Origin of the sequence: Amycolatopsis sp. NPDC052450 (assembly GCF_044547565.1) — a bacterium.
GTDB lineage: Bacteria > Actinomycetota > Actinomycetes > Mycobacteriales > Pseudonocardiaceae > Amycolatopsis.
The window spans coordinates 203,399-227,552 of record NZ_JBIUAQ010000008.1; the positions used below are offsets into that span (position 1 = coordinate 203,399).

A 24,154-nucleotide genomic window follows, 5' to 3' on the forward strand; every position below is an offset into this window, starting at 1 on the left:
ACGCGACCTTGGGTATTCGATATTGCGCGTCGCCCTGTCGCAGAGAATCGACCACGTAAATCCGTTTCGGGCGGTCAAAGAGGCAGGCGCCATGGTCGGCAGGCTGTGCTGGGAATTCCTCACGCCGCCGTCGCCGGTCGATTTCAAGCCCACGAGCGGGGTCGCGGAGTCTCTGACGCCTTCCGAAGACAAGCTGACCTGGAAGTGCGTGATCCGTCAGGGCCTGACTTGGTCGGACGGCACGCCGCTGACCGCACGCGACGTGGCGTTCACCTTCGACAAGATCATGTCGGACGAAGTGGCCGCCGAGGCGAACGGCAGTTACGTCGAGAACTTCGTGAGCGTCGAGGCCGAAGGCGACGACACGGTGTGGTTCCGGACGAAGGCGCCGCAAGCCAGCATGACGGCGCTCGACGTGCCGATCGTCCCGGAGCACGTTTGGCGCAAGGTCGAAGACATGGACGACCCGCTCGGCGAGTCCGTCGAGATCGCCGGGGTCGGCAGCGGCCCGTTCCTGGTCGCCGAGCATCGCAAGGACGACGTCACGATCCTGAAGGCGAATTCCGGCTACTGGCGTGGCCGCCCGGCGATCGACGAAATCCACCTCATCTTCTTCGAGAGCGCGGACGACGCGGTCGACGCCTTGTGCGCGGGCGAGGTCGACCTCGTCAACCGGGTGACCTTCATGCAGCACCGGAAGCTTTCGGCCACCGACGGCGTCACCGTCGTGGAAGCGGACAGCCGTCGCTACAACCACTTGATGCTCAACCTCGGCGCGCTGAACCGGGAGCGGCAGCCGATCGGCGACGGTCACCCCGCGCTGCGTGACATCCGGGTGCGCAAGGCGCTCGCGAAGGCGATCGATGTCGAGGCGATCCGGGAAGGTGTCTACGGCGGCTTCAGCCGTCCTCCCGGCGGCATCGTGCCCGCCATCTTCCCGGACTATCACTGGGAGCCGTCGGAGGAGCAGCGGTACAGGTTCGATCTGACGCTGGCCGGTGAAGAGCTCGACGCCGCGGGCTATCGCCTGCGGGGAGCCGTGCGGACCGGCCCCGACGGTGACCCGTTGCGGTTCCGGCTGCTCTGGCGGCTGGGCACGGACTACCACGAGCGGGCGGCCAACCACATCGACGGCTGGCTCGGCGAACTCGGCATCGGCGTCGAGTCGACCGGCCTGCCCGACGACGACTACGAGGAGGAGTACAACAGCGGCCGGTTCGACCTCACCGTCGCCGGCTGGGGCAGCCCGCCCGACCCCGACTGGATCCTGTCCAGGCAGACGAGCAAGTGCCTGCCCTCGGACCGCGACACCACGGTGAGCGCCTCGTTCCTCGCGGACGACGAGTTCGACGCCCTCTACGAGCGGCAGCTGGCCGAGATGGACCCGGAGGCCCGCGCCGAGATCGTGAAGCAGGCCCAGGCGCGGTACTACGACCTCGTGCCCACGATCCTGCTGGCCTATCCGGTCGCGCTGGAGGCATACCGGTCGGACCGGTTCACCGGGTTCACCCGTCAGCCGGCGGGCACCGGGCCGATCATGGAGCAGGCGGGCTACTGGGGGTTCTACACCGCGAGGCCGGTGGGATGACCGACGCCGTGCCGGGTGCGGCCGAGGACTCGTGGCCGCTGACCCCGTTGCAGAGCGGCATGCTCGTGGACGCGCTGCGCGATCCCGAGAACGATGCCGACCTGGTGCAGCATCTGTTCCGCGTCGAGGGCGAGCTGGACGTCGACGCCTTCGGCGCGGCGTGGCGGTCGGTGATCCGGCGGCATTCGGTCTTCCGCGCCGAGATCCGGTGGCGAAATCTGGCGGAGCCCCGCATGGTCGTCCTCCCGGACGTGCCGCTGTCCTTGACCGTGCTGGACTGGAGCCTGCTCGGCCCGGCCGACCAGGACACGAGGTTCGACGCGGTGCTGCGAGCGGACCAGGAACGCGGGTTCCGGCTCGACACCGCGCCGTTGAGCCGGATCACCCTCATCCGGGTGGCGGACGCGGCGCATCTGGTGCTGTGGACGTCGCACCACATCCTGATGGACGGCTGGAGCCGGGCGCTGGTCCTGCGTGAGCTGACGACCGCGTACGCCGAAGCGCGCACCGAATCGTGGCCCGGCACGGAGCGGCCCGGGCCACGATTCGGCGATTTCACCGGCCAGGCCCGCTCAGGTGACGCCGCGGCGTCCCTTGCCTTCTGGCGCACCGAGTTGAGCGATTTCGCCGGTAGCGCGTCGCTTCCCGAAATGGTCGAGCGCCGCGCCGAGCCGGGAAGGAGCGGCGGAACGGGCGAACACAGCGTGCTGCTCGACGGGGCAAGGGTCACCGCCCTGCGTGAGTTGTGCAAGCAGGCCAGGGTCACCCAGGCCACGGTGTTCCACGCGGCGTGGGGGTTGTTGCTCGGCCACTACACCAGGAGCCGCGACGTGTTGTTCGGCTCGACGGTTTCGGTGCGGCCACCCGATGTCCTCGACGACGAGCAGCCGATCGGGCTGTTGATCAACACCATCCCGGCCCGGATCCGGGTGGATCGCGACGCGACGATCGTCGATTGGCTGCGGGCGAACCAGAAACGGCTGGCAGCGGCCCGCGAACACGGCGGGGAGTCGCTGGCCGAACTCCAGTCCGCGGCCGGGCTGGAACCCGGCACGCGACTGTTCGATTCGGTCCTGGTCTGCGAGAACTACCCGGGTTCGAGTGACGCCCAGTGGTCGGCGGGACAGCTGCGGATGAACCTGGTCCGCCGGTTCGGGCAGACCGGATACCCGCTGTTCGTCACGGTGTGGCTCGGCGAGACACCGCGGATCGTGCTCGAGCACCAGCGCGACCATCTCGACGAGAACGCGGTGCACGACATCGCGGAAGGCCTCCTCACCATTCTCGACACACTCGCCGCCGACCCGTCGGCCCGCGTGGGTTCGGTGCACCCGCTGACCCCCTCGGCGCGCGCCGGGATCGTGGCCCGGTACAGCCCGCCTCCGGCTCCCACCGTGTCCCGCCTCGTCCACGAGCTGATCGGCGAGCAGATCCGGCGCCGCGGTGCCGCGACGGCGGTCGTCTGCGGTGACGTGACGCTGAGCTACGCCGAACTGGACCAGGCCGCGGAGACGATGGCGCGGCGGCTGCGCGCGGAGGGCATCGGACCGGAGCGGGTGGTCGGGGTGTTCCTCGACCGCTCGGCGAACCTGGTGGTCGCGTTGCTGGCCGTGCTGCGCGCGGGAGGTGTCTATCTCCCGCTCGATCCCGCACTGCCCGACCGGCGGCTTCGGCTCATGCTCGACGACGCGGACGTGAGTGCCGTGGTGACCGAGCGGGCGCTGCTTCCCAGGCTGGACGCGCCCGGTCTGTCGGGCGACCGGCGGCTCGCCCTGTGCGTGGACGGCCAGACCACGGGTCCGTCGCTGACGGCGGCGCCCGCCCGCACGCAACACCCGGAAGACCTGGCGTATCTCGTCTACACCTCCGGATCCACCGGCACCCCCAAGGGAGTCGCGATCACGCATGCCTCGGTCGCGACCAACTGCCGGAGCATCCAGCGGCTGTACGAGATCCACGCCGAAGACGTCGTCCTGCAGTTCTCGTCGATCGGTTTCGACGCGTCGCTGGAACAGGCTCTGACCCCGCTGCTGGCCGGTGCCACCGTGCTGCTGCGCGACCAGGAGGTCTGGAGCCCGGACAAGCTGCTCGACGTGGTGTGCGCTCAGGGCGTCACGGTGATGGAACTGCTGCCGGAGTACGGCTGGGAGGTCGTCCGCACCCTGATCGCCCATCCCGACCCCGCGACGAGGCTGGGCGGACTGCGCCTGGTGACCGTCGGCGGCGACGTCGTGACCACCGAACAACTCGCCGAGTGGCGCCAGGTCGCGCCGCACGTGCGGGCGGTCGTGAGCTACGGCCCCACCGAAGGGACCATCACCGCGAGCGGCTGGGTCTACCCCGGCCACAGCGACTCGCCGGTCGCGTTGATCGGCAAGCCGCTGGCGCATATCCGGGCCTATGTGCTGGACGACGACTTCAACCCGGCGCCGGCGCGCGTCCCCGGCGAGATCTGTATCGGCGGCGTCGCGGTGGCCCGTGGCTACCCCGGCAGGCGTTCGGTCACCGCGGACCGGTTCGCGCCGGATCCCTGGGCGGGCGAGCCGGGGGCGAGGCTGTACCGCACCGGTGACCTCGGCCGCTGGCTGCCGAGCGGCGACCTCGAGTTCCTCGGCCGGATGGACGATCAGGTCAAGATCAGGGGCACCCGGGTCGAACCCGCCGAGGTGGTGACCGCGTTGCGGGCGCATCCGACGGTCGGACAGGCCGCGGTGGTGCTGAACCGGTCCTCGCCGGGGGTGTCCCCGTCGCTGGTCGGCTATGTCACGCCCGCCACCGCCGGAGTGGACCCGGACCCCGCGCGGCTGCGGGAATTCCTGCGCGGTGAGGTGCCCGCGGCGGCGGTCCCGTCGTCGATCACGGTGCTGGCCGAACTCCCGTTCAACGCCAGCGGAAAGCTCGACCGCGCGGCCTTGCCCGCGCCGGACGGCCCGCGAACGGAGGCCGGTGGCGCGGACGGACCGAGCACCCCGCTGGAGAAGGCGCTCGCCGAGGTGTGGGCCGAGGTGCTCGGGGCCGAGCGGGTCGGCGTGCACGAGGACTTCTTCGATCTCGGCGGCCATTCCCTGACGATGCTGCGGGTCGTGGCGCGGGCGGGGCGCGCGGTCGGCCGCGAGATCCCGTTGCGGCTGCTGTTCCGGAATCCGACGGTCGCGAGCCTGGCCACCGCGCTCGACGCCGCCGAGGGAGGTGGAGGTCGTGACTGACTTCGTGCCAGGGGACACCGCCGTGGCGGGTCCCGTGCGGCTGGTCCGGCGACCGGACGAAGACGGCCGCGTCCTGCTGCCCGCGTCGTACGCGCAGCGCCGGTTGTGGCCGTTGCAACGGTTCTTCCCGGACAGCTTCGCCTACAACTACCTCATCCTTCTGAAGATCGAAGGAGAGCTGGACGTCGTCGCGTTGCGGAAAGCGGTGTGGCGGCTCGTGGACCGGCACGAGAGCCTGCGCACGGAGCTGGTCCACGACACGGAACTCCGCCAGCGGATCCGGCCGGTCGGCGCGCCGGAGAACCACCCTCCGATGCCGGTGCTCCCGGTCGTGGCGGATGACGGCGAGGATCGCTGGGAGGCCGCGCGGCTCGACGCGATCCGCGAAGGACAGGAGCCGTTCGACCTGAGTACCGGGCCGACGTTGCGCGCCTCGCTGCGCGTCGTCGGACCGCACGCGCACCTGCTCGCGTTTTCCGTGCACCACGCGGTGTTCGACGGCTGGTCCGAAGACGTGCTGCTGGCCGAGCTGGCGGAGTGCTATTCGGCGTTGGCCGACGGCCGCGAACCGGTGCTGCCGGAACTGCCCGTACAGCACGGCGACATCGCCGAATGGGAGCGGCACGCCGTGGCGGCCGCCGAGCCGGAGTTGCTGGCGTACTGGAAGAACGTCCTCACCGGGCTCACCCCGCTCGACCTCCGCACCGATCGGCCGCGCCCGGCCCGCCCCGCGTTCCGGGGCGCGGCGCACGGGATTCCGGTCCCGAAGGCGACGGTCACGGCGTTGCGGTCGCTCTGCCGGGAGCACCACGTGTCCCTCTACACGGCGTTGGTGGCCGTCGTCGCCGCGGCGATGGGCCGCTGGGCCCGCCAGGACGACGTGCCGGTGGCCGTCCAGGTCGCGAACAGGCCGTTGCCCGCCGCGGAGAACGTGCTCGGCTTCCTCGTGAACGGGCTGGTGCTGCGCACCGACCTCCGTGGGAACCCCAGCTTCGCCGATCTCCTGGAACAGGTCTTCCTCACCTTCATGGACGGGATGGAGCACCAGGGCATGCCGTTCGAGCGGCTCGCCGAGGTGCTCGAACCCGGTCGCGACCTCAGCCGGACCCCGCTCGCACAGGTCGCGGTGGCGCTGGACCGGGTCGTCGATCCGACCGGGTTCACCGGTCTCCGCGTCTCCCTGGCCGATTCGTTCCTGGGGGCCGCGAAATGGGAGCTCGCGGTCACCTTCCGGGAGCGCGGCGACGAGCTCACGGCGATCACCACCTACGACACCGATCTCTTCGACGAGGCCACGGTCGCCCGGCTGACCGGCTACCTCGTGCGCTCACTGACGGCACTGGTCGAAGAACCGGACCGGCCGGTGCTGGACGTTCCCTTCGTCATCGGCGCCGAGCGGGCGCACCTGGTCGAAGACGGCAATCGCACGCGGGCCCCGTTCCCGGACCGATCGATCCAGGAACTGTTCGAGGAGCAGGTGGCGTCGGCCCCGGACGCGCCCGCCGTGCACCACGACGGCGGCGTCGTGTCGTACGCCGAACTGAACTCGCTCGCGAACACGGTGGCGCACGGGTTGCTGGCGCGGGGGATCGGCCTGGAAGCACGGGTCGGGTTGTGCCTGCGCCGCTCGCCGGAGGCGATCGCCGCGATCCTGGGCGTGCTGAAATCCGGCGCGGCCTACGTGCCGCTCGCGCCCGACCATCCGCCGGAGCGGTTGCGCCTGCTCGTCGAGGACTCCGGCGCCGCGGTGGTCCTCACCGACGCCCTGTCGTCCGACGCGGTGGCAGGCGTGCCAGGAGTCGTGTCGTGGGCGGACATCACGTCCGCACCCGCCGCCGGGAACCCGCCCCGGCGGGCCGACGGGCGCACCCTCGCGCATGTCATCTACACGTCCGGGTCGACCGGCAGGCCCAACCCCGTCGGGGTCGAACAGCTCTCGATCGGGCGGTTGGTCCGCGGCGCCCGCTTCCACGAGTTCGGCCGCGAAGACGTGTGCCTGCATCTGTCGCCGCTCACCTTCGACGCGTCGCTGGTCGAACTGTGGGGGCCGCTGCTCAACGGCGGCGCGGTCGCGATACCGCCGGGGGCCGCCGGCACCTCCGCGATCCTGGACCAGATCAGGGCCGCGGTGGACACCCATCCGGTCACCATGATGCAGCTCATCGCGCCCCAGCTGAAGCTGATCGTCGAGCACGCGCCGGAACTGCTGTCCTCGATCCGGACCCTTTTCGTCGGTGGCGACGTCGTCGACCCGGCGGCGGTGTCCGCCGCACTGGACCATGTGGACAGTGACGCGGTGCTGCACATGTACGGGCCGACCGAGTCCACGCTGTTCGCCACTTTCGAACCCGTGCACGCGGTGCGGCCAGGTCAGGGCACGTTGCCGATCGGACGTCCGGTCGGCAACACGACGGCCTACGTGGTGGATCCCGGTATGCGGCCGGTGCCGGTGGGAGTGCCGGGGGAGTTGCTGCTCGGCGGAGCCGGGCTGGCCCGCGGCTACCTCGGACGGCCGGCGCTGACCGCCGACCGGTTCGTCCCCGATCCGTTCTCCGGCGAAAGCGGCGCACGGCTCTATCGCACCGGCGATCTCGTGTGTTTCCTCGCCGACGGCAGGCTGGAGTTCCTCGGCCGCATCGACGGCCAGGTCAAGCTCCGCGGCTTCCGGGTGGAGACCGGCGAGGTCGCCTCGGCGTTGCGCGCCCACCGGGACGTCGACGACGCCGTCGTCCTGCTGCGGTCCGATCTGCGCGGCGGACCCGCGCTGGTGGGCTACGTCGTCGCACGGCCGGGGGTGCCGTTCGACGCCGCGGTCGTGGACCGGTATCTCCGCGAGATCCTGCCCGCCGCCCTCGTCCCCGCGCATCTGATCGCCGTCCCCGCGATCCCGCTGACCGGGAACGCCAAAGTGGACAGAGCGGCACTTCCGGTGCCGGACAAGGACATCGGCGCGGACGGTGCGCCACCGTCGACCGAAACCGAGAAGCGGGTGGCGAAGATCTGGCTCGCCGTCACCGGAGCCGGGCAGGTCGCCCGGGACACCCCCTTCTTCGCCGCCGGGGGCAACTCACTCCTGCTGGTCGTCCTCGCGGAACGGCTCGGCGAGGAGTTCGGCGCGCTCGCCCCGTCCGTCGTCGACCTGTTCGACCAGACCACGGTGCGGCGCATCGCCGCCTTCATCGACGGAAGGACGTCATGACCACCGTCCCCGAGCCGATCGCGATCACCGGTATGGCGGTGCGGTTGCCGGACGCGGACTCGCTACCGCGATTCCACCGGAATCTGGCCGAGGGCAAGGACAGTGTCCGGCAGGTGCCCGCCGAACGGCTGCGCCTCGCGGGCGCCGACCCCGGCCTCGCCCACCGGCCGCTCGCGTCCTTGACCGGCGTCGAGGAGTTCGACCACGAGTTCTTCGGCATCCCGTTGCGCGAAGCCGAGTTGATGGATCCACAGCACCGGCTCTCCCTCCAGCTGACCTGCGCGGCGATCGAGGACTCCGGCCACGCGCTCGGCAGCGTTCGCGGTACCCGGACCGCGCTGGTGATGGCAGGCGGACGCTCGGACTACGCGGAGCTGATGACCGAGGCCGACGAAGGGGTGCTGACCCTGCTGGGCACGGGCACCTCGGCGCTGCCCGGCCGGATCGCGCATTTGCTCGGCACCCAGGGCCCGGCGTTGGTGGTCGACACCGGATGCTCGACCGGACTGGTGGCGCTCGACCTCGCGGCAGGCCTGTTGCGCGCCGGTCAGGCGAGTCTGGCGATCGTCGGCGGGGTCGCGGTGCGCAGTACGTTCGCCGACGCCTCCGACGACCGGTACGCCGAAGTGGTGTCCGCCTCGGGCCGATGCCGGGCCTTCGACGCCGCCGCGGACGGCACCGGGGACGGCGAGGGCGGCGTGGTGCTCGTGCTGAAACCGTTGTCGGACGCCGTGCGGGACCGCGACCACGTGCACGCCGTCGTCCGCTCGACCGCGGTGAACCACAACGGCGACCGGTCCAACGGCCTGAGCGCGCCCAGTCCCGCCGCGCAGGTGGACCTGCTGCGGGACGCCTGGCGGAAGGCCGGTTTGCGGCCAGGGCAGCTCGGTTACCTGGAAGCGCACGGATCCGGGACACAGCTGGGCGACCTCATCGAGGTGGAGGCGATCTCCCGGGCCTGCGACGGACCGGAGCCCGGCCGGGAACCCTGCGTCATCGGTTCGGTGAAGACCAACATCGGCCACCTCGACCATGTGGCGGGCCTCGCCGGGCTGGTCAAGGTCGTCGCGAGCATCCAGAACCGGGTGATCTACCCGTCCCTGCACTTCACCCGCCCCAACCCGCTCGTCGACTTCGACCGGCTGGGCGTACGGGTGGCCACCGATCTCGCCGAGTGGAAGGCGGACGACGACGGCCCGCTGCTCGGCGGGGTCAGCTCGTTCAGCCTGGCCGGGACCAACGCGCACGTCGTGCTGGAGTCGGCACCGGCGGCACGACCCGCTGGCGGAGACCCGTCGGAATGGGCGGGCGGTGTCGCGACGGTGTCGGGTCGCGGCTGGCCCTCGGTCGCCCGTGCCTGTGCGGCGTTACGGGAGCGGATCGCGGACGACCCCGAACTGGACGTCCGCGATGTCCTGCACACCCTCAACCGCGGCCGGGACCACCTGCCGTGGCGAGTCGCGTTCCCGGTGCGCGACCGAGCCGAACTGCTGGACGGTCTGCGCAGGGCGGGCAAGAGCGCCGCCCGGGGCGGCCCGGCACCGTCGGGCCCCCGCCGTCCGATGTGGACGGTCACGGCCGGCGCCGGGCCGAGCGCCCGCGACGCGGACCTGCTCGCCGAACGGTACGCGGTGTACGCGGCCGCCGTCGCCGAGTGTGCCGAGGCCGCACCGGACGAAATGGACGACGACACGACGGCGTGGTTTTCCCGGAACTACGCGTTCCTGCGCCTGATGAGGGCGTGGGGGATCGATACGACGCGGGTGTCGGGCTCCGTGGCGCTGGCGAAGCTCGCACGCGGCGAATCGAGCCTTCAAGAGGCGATGCGCTCCGACGGCGGGGGGCCTGAAAGCGACGACCCCGGCGACGCCTTCGTCGTATACGACCTGAGCTCGGTGCGCGGCGACGACGTGCTCGCCCGCGTTGCGGAGCTCTACGTCTCCGGCGTGGACGTGGACTGGGACGTCGTGCACGAGGGTGCCGAGCGCCGCCGGGTTTCCTTGCCCGGCTACTCCTTCGAGCCGACGCGATGCTGGGTCACGCCCCTGCGGCGCGACACGGCGTCACCGGCACCAGGGCCCGTGCCGCCGCTGTCCGATCGGCCGCCGACGTCGCGTGCGGACTACGAGCAGGCGCTGGCCAGGGTCTGGGCCGGTTCGCTGCGGGTCGGCGAGGTGCCGCCCGACGCCGACTACTTCGAGCTCGGTGGCACCTCCGTGCTGGCGTTGCAGGTGCTGGCCGAGATCCGCCGGGAACTCGGCATGCGGTTGCGGCTGCGGGACATCTACGCGCACCGGACACTGCGCGACCTCGCGGGGTTCATGGCCGCGAGCACCGGGCACGACCCGGCAGCCGCCGGTCGGCTGGTGCCGATCCGGGCCGGGGGCGATCACCCCGCTCTGTTCTGCCCGCACCCCTCCGGCGGTGGTGTCCAGCCGTACTTCGAACTCGCGCAGGCGTTGCCCGCCGGGCATCCCGTCATCGGAGTGCCCGCGGTCGGTCTCGACGACGGCCTGGACCCGGATCCGACCGTCGAGGCCATGGCCACCCGGTACGTCGGCGAACTGCGGCAGGTCCAGCCCACGGGCCCGTACCGTCTCGTCGGCTGGTCCTTCGGTGCGGTGATCGCCTACGAGATGGCCCGCCAGCTCAGCGCCGCGGGCGACCGCGTGGCGCCGCTGGTGCTGATCGACGCGAACACCGAACTGGACCCCGAACCACCCCCGGAACGGGAATCGGCGCTGCTGGTCAACCTGCTCACCGCCGGCACCGACTTCCGCGTCGACGTCGGCGCGCTGGCCGGGCTGTCCGAGCGGGAACGGCTGATGGCCGTCATCAAGACGGCCAAAGAGGCCGGGCGGTTGCCGCCGACGATGACCCGGCACCAGATCGGCGCGATGACGAAGGTGTTGCGCGCCAACGACCTCGCGTTGCTCGACTACCGGTGGGGTGGGTACGCCGGTCCGGCGGTGGTGATCCGGGCCGAGTCACCGCTGTTCGAGGGCCCGGACGATCGGGCCCCGGACCTCGGCTGGCGCAAGTTCATCACCGGCGAGGTCACCGTCCACTCCGTGCCCGGCGATCACTTCACCATGATGCGCCGGCACCATTCCGCGATCGCCGACATCATCGGGAGGGTCTTGTGACCGCAGCCGAGCCGCAGGACGGCCGATTCCAGGTCGTGATCAACCACGAAGAGCAGTACTCCGTATGGCCCGCGACCGGAGAGCCACCGGCCGGCTGGCGGCCGGTGGGCTACACCGGCACCCGGGCGGACTGCCTCGGCCACATCGAACAGGTCTGGACCGACATCACCCCGAAGAGTGTGCGAGACCGGGCGGCTGCGGGCGGGAGCACACCGTGACCGCGGTCGGGATCGACGCGATCGAGGTGTGGCTGCCGCCGGACCGGACCCCGATCCGTGACCTCGCCGAGTACGCCGGCCTCACCGAGCCGGACCGGACGCTGGTGGACGGCCTCGGGATCACTTCCGTGCCGGACGCGGGAGACCGTCACGGGACGGACCTGGCCGTCGAAGCGGTGCGGGCGTTGCTGGACCGGACCGGTCTGCGGCCGGGTGAGGTCGACGCGCTGCTGCTCATCGGCAGCCGGGCACCGGAGTACCTCATGGCCTCCGAGTCGACGAGGGTCCAGCACGAGACAGGCCTGTCCTCGGCGCTGTCGTTCTCGGTGTCGGACCTCGGATGCGCGTCCATCTCGGCCGCGTTGCTGACCGCCCGGTCGCTGCTTCTGTCCACTTCGGACTGGCGCCACGTGGTGATCGCGCACGGTTGCGTGCGCCCCGGCCCTGGCCGGATCCGGCTACCGGTGACGGTCAACGGGGACGCCGGGCTCGCGGTGCTGATGCGCCCCCTGGCCACCGCGCTGCGCGTCGTGGACGTCGCCGTGGAGACCGACGGCCGGTTCTGGGACCTGTTCCGGGTGGAGTACCGGGGCCTGCCGCCGGAACACTGGCGCGAGGTCTGCGCCGATCCCGCGCGGTACTCCTTCGAGCTGGCCATCGAGAGCCGCAACCGGCTCGACCGGCTCAACCGGCGGGTGCTCGAGCGGAACGGGCTGGCCATGACCGACGTCGACCACGTGCTCATGCAGAACGTCTCGACCGGCGCCTTCCGGTTCTACGAAGAGGCGTTCGACGTCGAGATCGCGAAGGTGTGCGAGCGGAACCTGTCCGGCTACGGCCATCTCGGCCCGGTCGACGTCATGGCCAACCTGGACGCCGGCGTGACCTCCGGTCAGTTCGAACCCGGCGATCTCGTCCTGGTGATGAACAACAGCCCGGCGGCCGCCTGGAGCTCCATGCTGGTCGAGGTGTGAGCCGCATGGGCCCGATCGGAACGACGGCGCGCCGGGCAGGCTCAGACGGCCTTGGCGCGTACCAAAGCGGCCAGCTCGCGCGGAGTGCTCACCTCGGCGAGGAACTCGGCGAGCGACAGGCCGGCCCGCGCGTGTTTGCGCAGCCGCGCCACGATCTGGCCCGCCTTGATGGAATCGCCGCCGAGCGCGAAGAAATCGTCGTCGGGGCCGACCGGTCCACTGAGGACATCACGCCAGATGCCGATCACGAGCTGGTCGAGATCCGGTGCGTGTTCTCCGTGGGACATGCGCTCACCGCTTCCGGTCGGCGTGGGAAAACCTGTCTCGGCCCGACTTTAGGCCATGACGGGGCGGGGATTCCATGGGTGAAAGGACCGGTGTGACGGTAGCGCAAGAGATTTCCCTGTTGCGGCAGCGGAATTTCCGGACGTATTTCGCCGGGCAGGCCGTGGCGATGATGGGCACGGCCGTCGTTCCGGTCGCGATGGGCCTGGTCGCCGTGGTCACCTTGCACGCGAACGGCCTCGCCGCGTCGATCGTGTCCGCTTCCTCGATGCTCCCCGCGCTTCTGCTGACCCTGCCGATCGGCGCCGTCGTGGACCGGGTCGACAAACGCAGGATCATGATGTGGGCGGACGTCGGCCAGGGCGTCGCGATACTGATGGTGCCGTTGCTGTGGTGGAGCGGCGCGTTGTCGATCCCGACGTTGTGCGTCGCCGGGTTCGCGTCGACGAGTTTCGGGATCGTGTCGCAGGTGGCGCACCTGTCGCTGACCCCGCATCTGGTCACGAACGCGCAGCTGATCGACGCCAACGCCAAGCTGTCGCTGGCCGATTCCGCAGCCACGACGACGGGTCCGATGATCGCCGGGTTCCTCGTCGGCAGGCTCGGCGCGCCGGTGACGCTCGGCCTCGGCGTGCTGGCGAGTTTCTACAGCGCGTTCACGCTGAACCGGATCAGCTCACGGGAGCAACGGCCGGACGGCCCCGTGGAACGCACCACCCTGCGCAAGGACATCGCCGTGGGGCTGCGGTTCGTCGGGCGCAACGCGGTCCTGCGCACCCTGATGATCGTCAACTCGGTCGACAACTTCTTCATTTTCTGGATCCAGGCCGTCCTGGTGGTGTACCTGGTCGGTTCGCTGCACTGGTCTCCCGCGGTGTACGGCCTCGTCATGGGCATCGCCGGACTCGGCGGCATTCTGGGCTCACTGCTGGTGAAACGACTGCATTCGACGTTGGGCACCGGAAAGCTGTTGCTGGTCGCGGTTTTCTTCGGCGGGCCGTGCGAAGCGGTGGTCTTGCTGCTGAACCCCGGGCTCGCCGGCCAGGTGCTGACCTGCGCCGCGCAGTGTCTCGCGATCTTCTCCACCGTCTGTTACAACGTCACCTCGCGGACCTTGCGGCAGAACGAATCCCCGGAGGCCCTGCGTTCGCGGATCACCGCCGCGCACCGCTGGGTCGGCAGCGGTCTTCGCCCGCTGGGCGCCTTGATGGGCGGCGTGTCGACGAGCGTTTTCGGCCTGTACGCGGGGATCGCGATCGGCTGCGTCGGGCTGGCGATCGCGCCGGCCGTCGCCTGGTTCTCGCCGTTACGGCACACCGATCTCACGGAGGCTCGCGAATCATGACCGACACAACCGACGCCGGACGCGTCGCCATCCTCGGCGCCGGGGTGATGGGCCGGGGAATCGCCACTCTCGCCGCGGGCCGCGGCCATCCGGTGCTGCTCGTGGACACCGACCCCGATCAGCTGGCCGGCGCCCTCGCGACCGTCCCGGAACAGCTGCGCCTCGCCCAGCTCATGGGCGCGTTGCCGCGCGACATCACCGCGGGGGCGATCGAGACGGCGACCTCGGTGGCGGGTCTGGACCACGTGACGGTGGTCGTGGAGGCGGTCACCGAACGCGTCGAGCCGAAGGCGCAGGTGCTCGCCGCGGCCTCCGAGGCGGTGCGGCCGGGCACGTTGCTGATCACCAACACCTCGGCCATCCCCGTCGACGAACTCGCCGGCTCCGTCGGCAGACCCGAGGATCTCGTCGGCGCGCATTTCATGAACCCGCCGTACCTCATCCGCACCGTGGAGGTCGTGCGCGGGCGGCGTACCGGCGAGGCCGCGCTCGCCGCGGTGGGCGCGTTCCTGACCGCGCTCGGCCGCGAGTACGTGGTGGTGGCGGACGGGCCGGGGTTCGTGATCAACCGGATCCTGCAGCGGATGATCAACGAGGCCGCCAAGGTGGTGGACGAGGGCAAAGCCACGCCAGAGGCGGTCGACGCGTTGTTCACCGGCTGTCTCGGCCACACCACCGGTCCGCTGGCCACCGCCGATCTGATCGGGCTGGACAACGTCGTGGACTCGCTCACCGTGCTGGCGTCGCGCACCGACGACCCCGGCTACCGGCCGAGTCCTCTCTTGCTCGACAAGGTGCGGGCAGGTCACCTCGGCCGCAAGACGGGGTCGGGATTCTTCGAGTATCGGAGCACACCGTGAGCCACGCCATCGACCCTCAGACACCCGGCACGCTGCCCGCCGACCAGGCGCGGCGGAGCCTGACCGAATTCCTCGAAGCGAGTACGAAGACCACCGTCGACCCGGCGCAGGACCTGTTCTCGGCAGGACTGGTCTCGTCGCTGTTCGCGTTGCAACTGGTCGTCCACCTGGAACGGGAGTTCGGCGTGATGGTCGCCGGTGACGATCTGCGGCTGGACAACTTCCGTTCGGTCGACTCGATGGTCGCCTTGCTGGTGCGGCTCGGTGGGGCACGCGATGACTGAAGCGGTGGACGGGCGGTGGACGGCCGCCCGAGAGCTGACCGCCACCCTCGTCGGGGATTCGGCGGGAGACTGGGACGTCGCGGGGAAGCTCCCCGCCGACGTGCTGCTCCGGATGGGAGCCGAGGGCGTCCTCTGCCCGCAGGTGCCCGAGGCGTACGGCGGACTGGGCATGGACAGCCTGCGCTGCGGCGAGCTCACGGCGGAGGTCGGCAGCCGGTGTTCGTCCCTGCGCAGTGTCATGACCTCCCAAGGCATCGCGGCGTGGTGCGTCACGCGACTGGGCGATGACGCGCAGCGAGCCGAATGGTTGCCGCGGCTGACGTCGGGCGCTGTGGCCTGTGTGGCGTTCAGTGAGCCGGACGCGGGCAGCGATCTCTCCGCGATGGCCACCCGGATCCGCCCGGACGGCGACAACGTGATCGTCGAGGGCGAGAAGGTCTGGACCACTGCCGCGGTGTACGCGGACTTCATCCTGGTCTTCGGCCGGTACGCCGACGGCGCCGCCGCGGTGATCGTGCCGTCCCACGTGCCCGGTGTGCGGATCGAGCGGCGGCCCGACCCGCTGGGCTGCCGGGCCGCCGGCCACGCCGACATCCGGCTGGATTCCGTCCGGCTGCCGGGCCGCAACGTACTCGGCGGGGCGGGGCAGCCGCTGGGGATGCTGGTCACCTCGGCGCTGACCTACGGCAGGCTCTCGGTCGCGTGGGGCTGCGTGGGCATCCTGCGGGCGTGCCTCACCGCCGCGTGCGGGCACGCCCGGACCAGACGTCAGTTCGGCAAACCGCTCGCCGGACATCAGCTCGTCGCCCGCCACCTGGCCGAACTCATGGTGGACGAACAGGTGGCGACCCTGATCTGCCGTCAGGCCAGCGGACATTGGGACGACCGCACCCCGGACCTGGTCCCGTCCGCGGTGCTCGCCAAGCACGTGGCCGCGCGCCGTGCCGCCGACGGCGCGGCGCGGGCCACGCAGGTGCTGGCCTCGGCCGGAGCGCGGGACGGCTCGGTGGTCGCCAGGGCGTACCGCGACGCGAAGCTGATGGAAATCATCGAAGGAAGCAATGAGATCTGTGAACTCATCCTGGCCGAGCAGGCGGTGACGGCATGGGCGTGAGCACGGTGAAGTGCCTGGTCTGGGACCTCGATCAGACGCTGTGGCAAGGAATTCTCCTCGAAGCGGGGGAGATCCGGCTGTCCGGCGAGATCCGTGACGTCATCGTCGAGCTGGACGCCAGGGGCATCCTGAACTCCATCGCCAGCCGCAACGATCACGAGCACGCCTGGCCCCGGCTGGAGGAGCTGGGCATCGCGGAGTACTTCGTGGCGCCGAAGATCGGCTGGGGGCGCAAATCCGACTCGGTACGGGCGATCGCGGACGAACTCGGTTTCGCCCACAAGACGTTGGCGTTCATCGACGATCAGCCCACCGAACGGGCCGAGGTGCACTTCCACCTGCCCGACGTCCGGCTGTACGCGGCGGAGGAGGCCGAATCGCTCCTCGACCGGCCCGAGTTCACGCCGGTGTCGGTGACCGCGGATTCGCGGCAGCGGCGGCGGATGTACCAGGCGAACGCGCAGCGCAATGCCGGGCGGGCCGCCTTCCAGGGCCCGGACGAGCAGTTCCTGCGCTCCCTGGACATGGTGCTGCGTATCGACCGGGCCGGGGAGCGGGAACTGACGCGAGTGGCGGAGCTGACCCTGCGCACGAGCCAGATGAACGCCACGGGCGTGCACTATCCGGACGAGGTCCTGCGCGGGCTGGCCGGCGACCCCGGTCACGAAGTGCTCGTCGCGACGCTTACGGATCGCTTCGGCTCACACGGCGCGATCGGCGTGCTCCTGCTGGAGAAGTCCGAACGCGTGTGGCGGCTCAAATTGCTGGCGACTTCGTGCCGGGTCGTGTCCTTCGGTGTCGGCGCAGTGATCCTGCGCTGGCTCGCCGACCAGACCGCCGCCGCCGGCGTGCACCTCGTCGCGGATTTCCGTGCCACGGACCGCAATCGCATGATGGAGATCGCCTACCGGTTCGCGGGCTTCGCCGAGGACGGTTGCCCGTGCCACGCGGACCTGCGACCGGAGGACGACGCGGCCGTGGTGTTTCACCTGGTGCCTTCGCGGCAGCAGCCACCGCCCACGATGCGGGTCCTCGCGCCGCCGCTGGCCGTCGCCGCCAGTGTGCCGGTCGGCTGGGAACCGTCGCCGGGCATCCGAGTGGGGGAGGGATCGTGATGAGCGTGCGGTCGTCGATCGAACGAGTGGCCGGAGGCGCACGGGCGAACGTGCTCTCGGTCAGTTTCACCGGGATCGAGCTCGGGCGTGACCTCGATGCGTTGCTGGCCAAAGAAACCAGGGGCTACGCGCTGCACCGGATCGACCCGCTCGGTGACCTGACCGCCGCGTCCGGATACGTGTCGCTGCCCGAGATGGCGCGCGGTTACGCCGAGCGGGCGGCCGGGCTCGCGCCGATCGCGGTGGTCGGATACTGCACCGCCGCGACGCTGGCACTCGCACTCGCGGAAGAGCTGGCCGCGGTCGGTGACCGGGCCCCGCTCGTGGTCCTGCTGGACCCGCTCCGGCCGACGCCCGCGAGTGTCGCCCAGTCGTTCGATGATCGGCGGCGGGCCTTCGGCCGCACCGAACCGCCGGCGGCCGACGTCGACTGCCATGGCGATCCCGGGACCGCGCTGGGCGCCATGACGTCGCAGCTGGCCATCGACGCGACCGCGTTCGCCGCCGACAACGACATGGACGCCGAGGACGCGGACGCCATCACCACCGAACTGGTCGCCAGATACCGGGCCTGGCTCGGATTCCTGCTCGCCACCGCACATCACACGCCTGCCGGGGACGCGGTCACGGTGCGCTGTCTGATGTCGCAGGACCGCGAGATCCCCGCCGGGCTGGTCGATCCGCTTTCGGTCCGGCGGCTCGCGCTGCCTGCCGAACAGCTCCCGGGCGCGGACGCCGTGCGCGAGCTGGTGTTCGAGATGATCGAGGCGGAGGCGAGCCATGTCTGACGCCACCCTCGCCTCCTTGATCGACGAGCAGGTCGCGCGGACGCCGCACGCCACCGCGGTGGTCTTCGAAGGTGAGGTCCTGACCTACCACGAGTTCGACACACGTGCCCGGCGGGTGGCGCGAGCGCTCGCGGGCAGGGGGATCGGGCCGGGGTCCACAGTGGCCCTCACCATCCCTCGGTCGCTCGAACTGGTGATCGCGATCCACGCGGTCGCCAAATCCGGGGCGGCCTACGTCCCGGTCGACCCCGATTACCCGGCGGAGCGCATCGCTTATCTGCTCGGGGATTCCGCACCCGACGCGGTGCTGACGGCGAACGAGGTCGGCGGGCTCGCCGACGCGGACGACCCGGACGGCGGCGAGCCGATCCGGCCACCGCACGCGAGCGACCCGGCATACGTCATCTACACCTCGGGCTCCACCGGCCGCCCCAAGGGCGTCGTCGTCCCGCATTCGGCCATCGTGAACCGGCTGCTGTGGGGGCAGGACCGGTATCCGCTCGGGCCGGGCGACAGCGTGCTGCAGAAGACACCCGCGTCGTTCGACATCTCGGTGTGGGAGTTCTTCTGGCCGCTGCTGGCCGGGGCCCGGCTGGTGGTCGCCAAACCGGGCGGGCACCGCGATCCGGCCTATCTGGCCCGGCTCATCCGGACCGAAGAGGTGACGACGGCCCATTTCGTGCCGTCGATGCTGACGATGTTCCTGAGCGATCCCGCCGCGCCCGGCTGCACGTCTCTCCGCCGTGTCCTCTGCAGTGGTGAGGCCCTGCCGTCCGCGGTGGCGCGCCGGTTCACGGAGCTGCTGCCGCGATCCGAGCTGCACAACCTGTACGGGCCCACCGAAGCCGCCGTGGAGGTGTCGCACCGGCGCTTCGATCCGGTCGAGGACGCCGAGATCGTCGCCATGGGCGAGCCGGTGCGCGACACCCGCCTGTACGTGCTCGACCCGGCACGGAAGCCGGTCGAATCCGGCGCGATCGGCGAGCTGTACATCGCGGGCGCCCAGCTGGCGTGGGGATATCACGGCAAACCGGGATTGACGGCCGACAGGTTCGTCCCGTGCCCGTTCGGCGCGCCGGGCGAGCGGATGTACCAGACCGGCGACCTCGTCCGGGAACGTCCCGACGGCGCGCTGGAGTACCTCGGGCGGTCGGACGACCAGGTGAAGGTGCGCGGCTTCCGGGTCGAGCTCGGCGAGATCGAGGCGGCGCTGCTGGCGCACGACTCGGTGGGGCAGGCGGCCGCCGTACTGCGTGAGGACACCCCCGGCGATCAACGGCTCGTCGGCTACGTGACCGCCGCCGACGGCGAGCCCGCGCCCGACGGCTCGTCGTTGCGCGCCTTCGTCGCGGAATCGCTTCCCGAGCACACGGTGCCGATGGCCGTCGTGGTCGTCGGCGAGCTGCCCGTCACCGCGCACGGCAAACTCGACCGCAAGGCCTTGCCACCGGTGGACTGGGCCGGTCTGTCCGGCGGACGGAGCGGTCCGGCCGAATCACCACTGGGGCGGAAGATCACCGCCGTCTGGGCTGAGGTGCTCGGCCAGGACAGCGCGAAACTCGGGGCGGACGCGGACTTCTTCGCGATCGGCGGGCACTCGCTGTCCGCGACCCGGCTCGTCGGCAGGCTCAACCGGGACTTCGGTGTGGAACTGCCCCTGCGCGCGGTCTTCGATCATCGCACCCCGGCGGCGCTGGAACCGGTGATCCGGGACCTGCTCGGGCGCACCACGGCAGGCGCGCCGCCCATCACGGCCACCGCGGGCACCACCGGCCCGGCGCCGCTTTCCCCCGGCCAGCAACGGTTGTGGTTCCTCGAACAACTCCAGCCGGGCACCGGCCTGTACAACGTGCCGTCGATCATCCGGCTGTCCGGCACGGTGTCCGAGACGGCGCTCGCCGACGCTTTCGGTGCACTCGTCGCCCGCCACGACGCGCTTCGCACCGTGTTCGGCAGCGAGGACGGCAAGCCGAGCCAGCGCGTGGTCGACGGCCGGGAGGCCCGGCTACGGGTCATCCGGCCGCCGGATCCCGACGCGGCGGCGCAAGCGGTCACGCGGGAGACGAGCGTGCCCTTCGACCTGGGCGCCGACCTGCCGGTGCGCGCGTTGCTGCTGCGCCTCGGCGAAGGCGACTGCCTGCTGGTGATCACGGCACACCACATCGCCGTCGACGCCTGGTCGATGGACGTGCTGCTCGACGAGCTCAGCGAGCTTTACGCGTACCACGCGGGCGAGCCGATCCCGATGCCCGCCCCGCCCGCCTTCCAGTACCGGGATTTCGTGGCCTGGCAACGCGACCAGCTGAGCGGCCCGGCGGCGGAAGGACACCTCGCCTACTGGAAGCGCGCGCTGGCCGGATGTCCGCAGATCCTGAGCCTGCCAACGGACCGGCCGCGGCCACCGGTGCAGTCCTATCGCGGAGCGGTGCTGTGGCAGGACCTCCCGGCCGAGCTGGCCGACGCGGTCCGCGCCACCGCCCGCGACGCGGGCACCACCCCGTTCATGGCCATGCTGGCGGGCTTCTTCCTCCTGCTGGGCAGGCTTTCCGGGCAGGAGCGGTTCCTGGTGGGCGCCCCCATCGCGGGACGCAGCCGCCCGGAGACCGAGTCGGCGATCGGGTTCTTCGTCAACCAGCTCGCGTTGCGGGCGGACCTGACGGGCGATCCGACGGTGGAGGAGCTGCTCGCGAGGGTGCGGGAGATGACCTTGGGGGCCTACGCCCACCAGGATCTGCCGTTCGAACGGCTGGTGGAGGAGCTGCGCCCCGAACGGGACCTGAGCCGTTCGCCGTTGTGCCAGGTGCTCTTCAACCACATCATGCCGCGCCGGGACGAATGGGACAGCGGTGGTCTGCGGTGGCGACGGGAGCAGGGTGACGAGGCGTTCGCCAAGCTGGACCTCGGTCTGTACGTGTGGGAACACGGCGACCGGGTCCGGTGCCAGTTCATCTACAACGTGGATCTGTTTTCCAGGGAGCGGATGCGCGGGATCGCCGACCAGTACCTCGCGGTGCTGCGCGCGCTCACCGGCGACGTGGGACGGCCGCTGTCCCGGATTTCGCTGGTGACGGACGGGATGCGGAGCCTGCTGCCCGACCCGCGGCGGCCGGTGCGAGCCGAGCCGGTGCCGAGTCTGGTGAGCCAGGTGGTCGCGACCGCCCGGTCTCACTCGGACAGGGTGGCGCTGTCCGGCCCGGACGGGACCTGGACGTACCGCGAACTCGTCGAGAGGACCGCCGCGACCGCCGAGGCGCTGCGGTCCGCCGGGGTCGGTCGCGGCGACACGGTGGCGGTATTGGGTGCCCGGACGCCGTGGCTGCCCGCGTCGGTGCTGGCGGTCTTGACGGCCGGCGCCGTGGCGGCGCTGCTCGACCCGGCGTACCCGCGGGCGTGGCTGGAGCGGCGGATGCGCCGGCTCCGGCCCGCCGCCGTGCTGAACTTGTCGGATGTGACACTCGACGGGGTCACGGCGATTCGCCCGGCGGAAGCTGGATGGTCCACTGTGGACGACCCATGGCGGGTTCTCGAGGAAGCGGGTCCCGCCGGCGTCTCGGACGCCGCCTTCCTGCTGTTCACCTCGGGGACGACGGCGGAACCCAAAGGGGTGCTGAGCGCCCAGCCGCCGTTGTGCCGCTTCCTGAGGTGGCAGGCCGAACGGTTCGGGCTGTCCGGTGCCGACCGGTTCGCGGTGCTGTCCGGCCTCGGGCACGACCCGATCCTGCGGGACTGCTTCGCCGGTCTGGTCGTGGGCGGCGAAGTCCACTTCCCGCCCGAGGAGATCCGCGGCGAACCTGCCGAGCTGGCGGCTTGGCTGCGATCGACCAGGATCACTTCGGCACATCTCACCCCGACCCTGGGCACCATGCTCGCCACCGCGACCGACTCGGCGGCGCCGGAGCTGCGGTGGCTGTTCTTCGGCGGCGAGGCCCTGTCCTCGGCCCAGGTCCGGTCGATGGCACGTTGGGCGCCCTCGGCGGTGCCGGTGAACTTCTACGGCACGACGGAGACCCCGCAGGCCGCCGGTCACTTCGTCGCCTCACCCTGCCCGCCGGGCCCGCACGTGCCGATCGGCCGCGGTACCGGCGAAGCCCAGCTCCTGGTGGTCACCGACGCGGATCTGCAGGCAGGTGTCGGCGAGCCGGGCGAGCTCGTGGTGCGGTCGCCGTACCTCGCGCTGCGCTACCTCGACGACGCCGGCGGGGATCCGTTTCCCGCCAACATGTTCGGACAGGACCCCGAAGACCGGATCCATCGCACCGGGGACTTGGCGCGATACCGGCCGGACGGCACCGTCGAACTCGCGGGCCGCCGCGATCGGCAACTGAACCTGCGCGGCCACCGCATCGAACCCGCCCAGATCGAGGCCGTCCTCACCGGTCACCCCGACGTGTGGGAGGCGGCGGTGCTCGCCAGCCGGGGCCCGCGCTTCGAAGACGACTGGCTGGCCGCGCACGTCGTACCCGCGCCGGGCGGCTCGCCGACGATCGGCGAGCTGACCGCGTACCTGGCCGAACAGTTGCCCGTCCATCAGCGGCCCGCCCGGCTGGCGATCACCGATTCCCTCCCGATGACGTCCAACGGCAAGGTGGACGAACACGCGTTGCGCCAGGTCGAGTTCCCCGCGGTGGAATCCGTCGAGTCACCCGCGGAACTCGACCCCGTGGAGTCCGCCCTCGCCACGGCGTGGGAGGAGGTGCTCGGCGGGCCGCCCGCCCGTCTCGACCAGAGTTTCTTCGAGGTCGGGCATTCGCTGCTGGCGACCCAATACGTGGTCCGGGTGCGCCGCAGCCTCGGCGTCGAGGTCCCGCTGCGTCAGCTGTTCGCCAGTCCGAGCGTCGCCGCGCTGGCCCGTCACCTCAGGAGCAAGCTGTGACTTCGCCACCACCGCGCAGCGCGGTCGACGTCGACCTCGGCGCGATCACCTCGAATCTGGCCGCGGCCAAGGAACTGGTGTCCGGCGCCGACGTGATGGCCGTGGTGAAATGCGACGCCTACGGACATGGCGCCGCGGAGGTCAGCCAGGCGCTCGATTCCGCCGGGGTCGCGTGCTTCGGTGTCGCGTTCCTGGAGGAGGCGCTGCCGCTGCGCGCGGTCGTGCCCGAGACGCCGATCCTCGTCTTCACCGAGCCGGCGCCGGGGGAGGAGGTCGCGGCGATCGAGGCCGGGTTGACGCCGACCATCGCCAGCTCCGACGGCGTCGCCCGGCTGGCCGCGGCGGCGCGGTCCACGCCGCTGGACGTGCACCTGAAGATCGATACCGGGCTGCACCGGCTCGGCGTCGCCCCCGAGTACGCGGTCGAGATGGCGCTGCGAGCGGAGAGCTCGGGCCTGCGTGTGACGGGGGTGTGGACGCATTTCGCCACCGCGGACGATCCGGGCGATCCACAACTCGGCGTTCAGCGGGAGCTGTTCGCCGCCACGGTCGAGCGGCTGCGCGCGGCCGGTGTCGAACCCCGGCAGGTGCACGCCGCCAACAGTTCCGCCGCCCTTGGTGACGCCGGCACGCATTTCACCATGGTGCGGCTGGGTGCGGTGCTGTACGGGCTGCGTCCTGGTTCGTCGGTGCCAGGGCTCGCCGGGTTCCGTCCGGCGATGTCCTGGCGCAGCAGCGTCGTCGCCACCCAGCGGGTGGGGGAGGGCGAACGCGTCGGCTACGGCTTGCGCTACCGGCTCGAGACGGATTCGACGCTCGCCGTGGTGCCGGTCGGCTTCGGCGACGGCCTTCCCCGGCTCGCGGGCAACCGAGGGCGGGTGATCGTGCACGGCGACCGCAGGCCGATCGCCGGGGCCGTGGGCATGAGTCACGTCATCGTGGACTGTGGCGACACCACCGTGCGGGTCGGCGACGAGGTGATCCTGCTCGGCAGGGACGGCGACACCGAGATCACCGCGGAGGAGATCGCCCAATGGTCGGGGACCTCCGTGTACGAGGCGGTCACGAGGATCGCCCCCGGTCTGTCCCGGCGCTATTCCCCTGCCGTCGCTCTCCTTGACAGCTCTCGGTGACATTCATACATTCATACACACTTCGT

General features: G+C 71.1%; 15 protein-coding genes. 14 read left to right on the forward strand and 1 reads right to left on the reverse strand.

Annotated features, from left to right (window positions below; genetic code table 11):
- The first annotated feature begins 91 nt into the window (after positions 1-91).
- Genes ACIHAO_RS16540 through ACIHAO_RS16565 form a run of 6 tightly spaced genes read left to right on the forward strand, consistent with a single transcriptional unit; the run spans position 92 to position 12,331 of the window.
- Positions 92-1,588, forward strand: coding sequence for an ABC transporter substrate-binding protein (locus ACIHAO_RS16540; protein ID WP_396558590.1), 1,497 nt, complete (start codon positions 92-94; stop codon positions 1,586-1,588).
- Positions 1,585-4,794 (forward strand): amino acid adenylation domain-containing protein, encoded by a 3,210-nt coding sequence (locus ACIHAO_RS16545; RefSeq protein ID WP_396558592.1) that lies wholly within the window; start codon positions 1,585-1,587, stop codon positions 4,792-4,794. The genes ACIHAO_RS16540 and ACIHAO_RS16545 overlap by 4 nt, the downstream gene beginning before the upstream one ends.
- Positions 4,787-7,993 carry an amino acid adenylation domain-containing protein gene (locus ACIHAO_RS16550; RefSeq protein WP_396558594.1) on the forward strand — a complete coding sequence of 1,069 codons (3,207 nt, stop codon included), beginning with the start codon at positions 4,787-4,789 and terminating at the stop codon, positions 7,991-7,993. Before ACIHAO_RS16545 ends, ACIHAO_RS16550 begins: the two co-directional genes overlap by 8 nt.
- Positions 7,990-11,139, forward strand: coding sequence for a beta-ketoacyl synthase N-terminal-like domain-containing protein (locus ACIHAO_RS16555; protein WP_396558596.1), 3,150 nt, complete (start codon positions 7,990-7,992; stop codon positions 11,137-11,139). Before ACIHAO_RS16550 ends, ACIHAO_RS16555 begins: the two co-directional genes overlap by 4 nt.
- On the forward strand, positions 11,136-11,357 hold the full coding sequence (locus ACIHAO_RS16560; protein WP_396558598.1) for an MbtH family protein: 222 nt from the start codon (positions 11,136-11,138) through the stop codon (positions 11,355-11,357). Before ACIHAO_RS16555 ends, ACIHAO_RS16560 begins: the two co-directional genes overlap by 4 nt.
- A complete protein-coding gene (locus tag ACIHAO_RS16565) occupies positions 11,354-12,331 on the forward strand; it encodes a ketoacyl-ACP synthase III family protein (RefSeq protein ID WP_396558600.1) in 978 nt (325 codons plus the stop codon). The genes ACIHAO_RS16560 and ACIHAO_RS16565 overlap by 4 nt, the downstream gene beginning before the upstream one ends.
- 41 nt (positions 12,332-12,372) lie before the next feature.
- On the opposite strand, the gene ACIHAO_RS16570 is transcribed toward ACIHAO_RS16565, so the two are convergent.
- The gene (locus tag ACIHAO_RS16570; RefSeq protein WP_396558602.1) at positions 12,373-12,618 is read right to left on the reverse strand and encodes a phosphopantetheine-binding protein; all 246 of its coding nucleotides are present in this window, start codon (positions 12,616-12,618) and stop codon (positions 12,373-12,375) included.
- 92 nt (positions 12,619-12,710) lie between these two features.
- On the opposite strand from ACIHAO_RS16570, the gene ACIHAO_RS16575 reads away from it, so the two are divergent.
- Genes ACIHAO_RS16575 through alr form a run of 8 tightly spaced genes read left to right on the forward strand, consistent with a single transcriptional unit; the run spans position 12,711 to position 24,128 of the window.
- Positions 12,711-13,961 (forward strand): MFS transporter, encoded by a 1,251-nt coding sequence (locus ACIHAO_RS16575; protein ID WP_396558604.1) that lies wholly within the window; start codon positions 12,711-12,713, stop codon positions 13,959-13,961.
- On the forward strand, positions 13,958-14,821 hold the full coding sequence (locus tag ACIHAO_RS16580; protein ID WP_396558606.1) for a 3-hydroxyacyl-CoA dehydrogenase family protein: 864 nt from the start codon (positions 13,958-13,960) through the stop codon (positions 14,819-14,821). The genes ACIHAO_RS16575 and ACIHAO_RS16580 overlap by 4 nt, the downstream gene beginning before the upstream one ends.
- Positions 14,818-15,105 carry an acyl carrier protein gene (locus tag ACIHAO_RS16585; RefSeq protein WP_396558608.1) on the forward strand — a complete coding sequence of 96 codons (288 nt, stop codon included), beginning with the start codon at positions 14,818-14,820 and terminating at the stop codon, positions 15,103-15,105. The genes ACIHAO_RS16580 and ACIHAO_RS16585 overlap by 4 nt, the downstream gene beginning before the upstream one ends.
- Complete coding sequence (locus tag ACIHAO_RS16590) at positions 15,098-16,219, forward strand: acyl-CoA dehydrogenase family protein (protein WP_396558610.1); 1,122 nt, start codon at positions 15,098-15,100, stop codon at positions 16,217-16,219. The genes ACIHAO_RS16585 and ACIHAO_RS16590 overlap by 8 nt, the downstream gene beginning before the upstream one ends.
- Positions 16,210-17,334: an HAD-IIIC family phosphatase gene (locus ACIHAO_RS16595; protein ID WP_396558612.1), complete on the forward strand. Its 1,125-nt coding sequence runs from the start codon at positions 16,210-16,212 to the stop codon at positions 17,332-17,334. The genes ACIHAO_RS16590 and ACIHAO_RS16595 overlap by 10 nt, the downstream gene beginning before the upstream one ends.
- Positions 17,334-18,122, forward strand: coding sequence for a hypothetical protein (locus ACIHAO_RS16600; RefSeq protein WP_396558614.1), 789 nt, complete (start codon positions 17,334-17,336; stop codon positions 18,120-18,122). The genes ACIHAO_RS16595 and ACIHAO_RS16600 overlap by 1 nt, the downstream gene beginning before the upstream one ends.
- On the forward strand, positions 18,115-22,995 hold the full coding sequence (locus ACIHAO_RS16605; protein WP_396558616.1) for an amino acid adenylation domain-containing protein: 4,881 nt from the start codon (positions 18,115-18,117) through the stop codon (positions 22,993-22,995). Before ACIHAO_RS16600 ends, ACIHAO_RS16605 begins: the two co-directional genes overlap by 8 nt.
- Positions 22,992-24,128: an alanine racemase gene (alr, locus tag ACIHAO_RS16610; protein ID WP_396558618.1), complete on the forward strand. Its 1,137-nt coding sequence runs from the start codon at positions 22,992-22,994 to the stop codon at positions 24,126-24,128. Before ACIHAO_RS16605 ends, alr begins: the two co-directional genes overlap by 4 nt.
- Positions 24,129-24,154: the final 26 nt, after the last annotated feature.

Bases quoted from the DNA above. Each gene is read 5' to 3' on its own strand.
- ACIHAO_RS16605 (WP_396558616.1), top strand. From the start codon at position 18,115: ATGTCTGACGCCACCCTCGCCTCCTTGATCGACGAGCAGGTCGCGCGG.
- ACIHAO_RS16600 (WP_396558614.1), top strand. From the start codon at position 17,334: ATGAGCGTGCGGTCGTCGATCGAACGAGTGGCCGGAGGCGCACGGGCG.
- ACIHAO_RS16595 (WP_396558612.1), top strand. From the start codon at position 16,210: ATGGGCGTGAGCACGGTGAAGTGCCTGGTCTGGGACCTCGATCAGACG.
- ACIHAO_RS16540 (WP_396558590.1), top strand. From the start codon at position 92: ATGGTCGGCAGGCTGTGCTGGGAATTCCTCACGCCGCCGTCGCCGGTC.
- ACIHAO_RS16570 (WP_396558602.1), bottom strand. From the start codon at position 12,618: ATGTCCCACGGAGAACACGCACCGGATCTCGACCAGCTCGTGATCGGC.
- ACIHAO_RS16580 (WP_396558606.1), top strand. From the start codon at position 13,958: ATGACCGACACAACCGACGCCGGACGCGTCGCCATCCTCGGCGCCGGG.
- ACIHAO_RS16545 (WP_396558592.1), top strand. From the start codon at position 1,585: ATGACCGACGCCGTGCCGGGTGCGGCCGAGGACTCGTGGCCGCTGACC.
- ACIHAO_RS16590 (WP_396558610.1), top strand. From the start codon at position 15,098: ATGACTGAAGCGGTGGACGGGCGGTGGACGGCCGCCCGAGAGCTGACC.
- ACIHAO_RS16555 (WP_396558596.1), top strand. From the start codon at position 7,990: ATGACCACCGTCCCCGAGCCGATCGCGATCACCGGTATGGCGGTGCGG.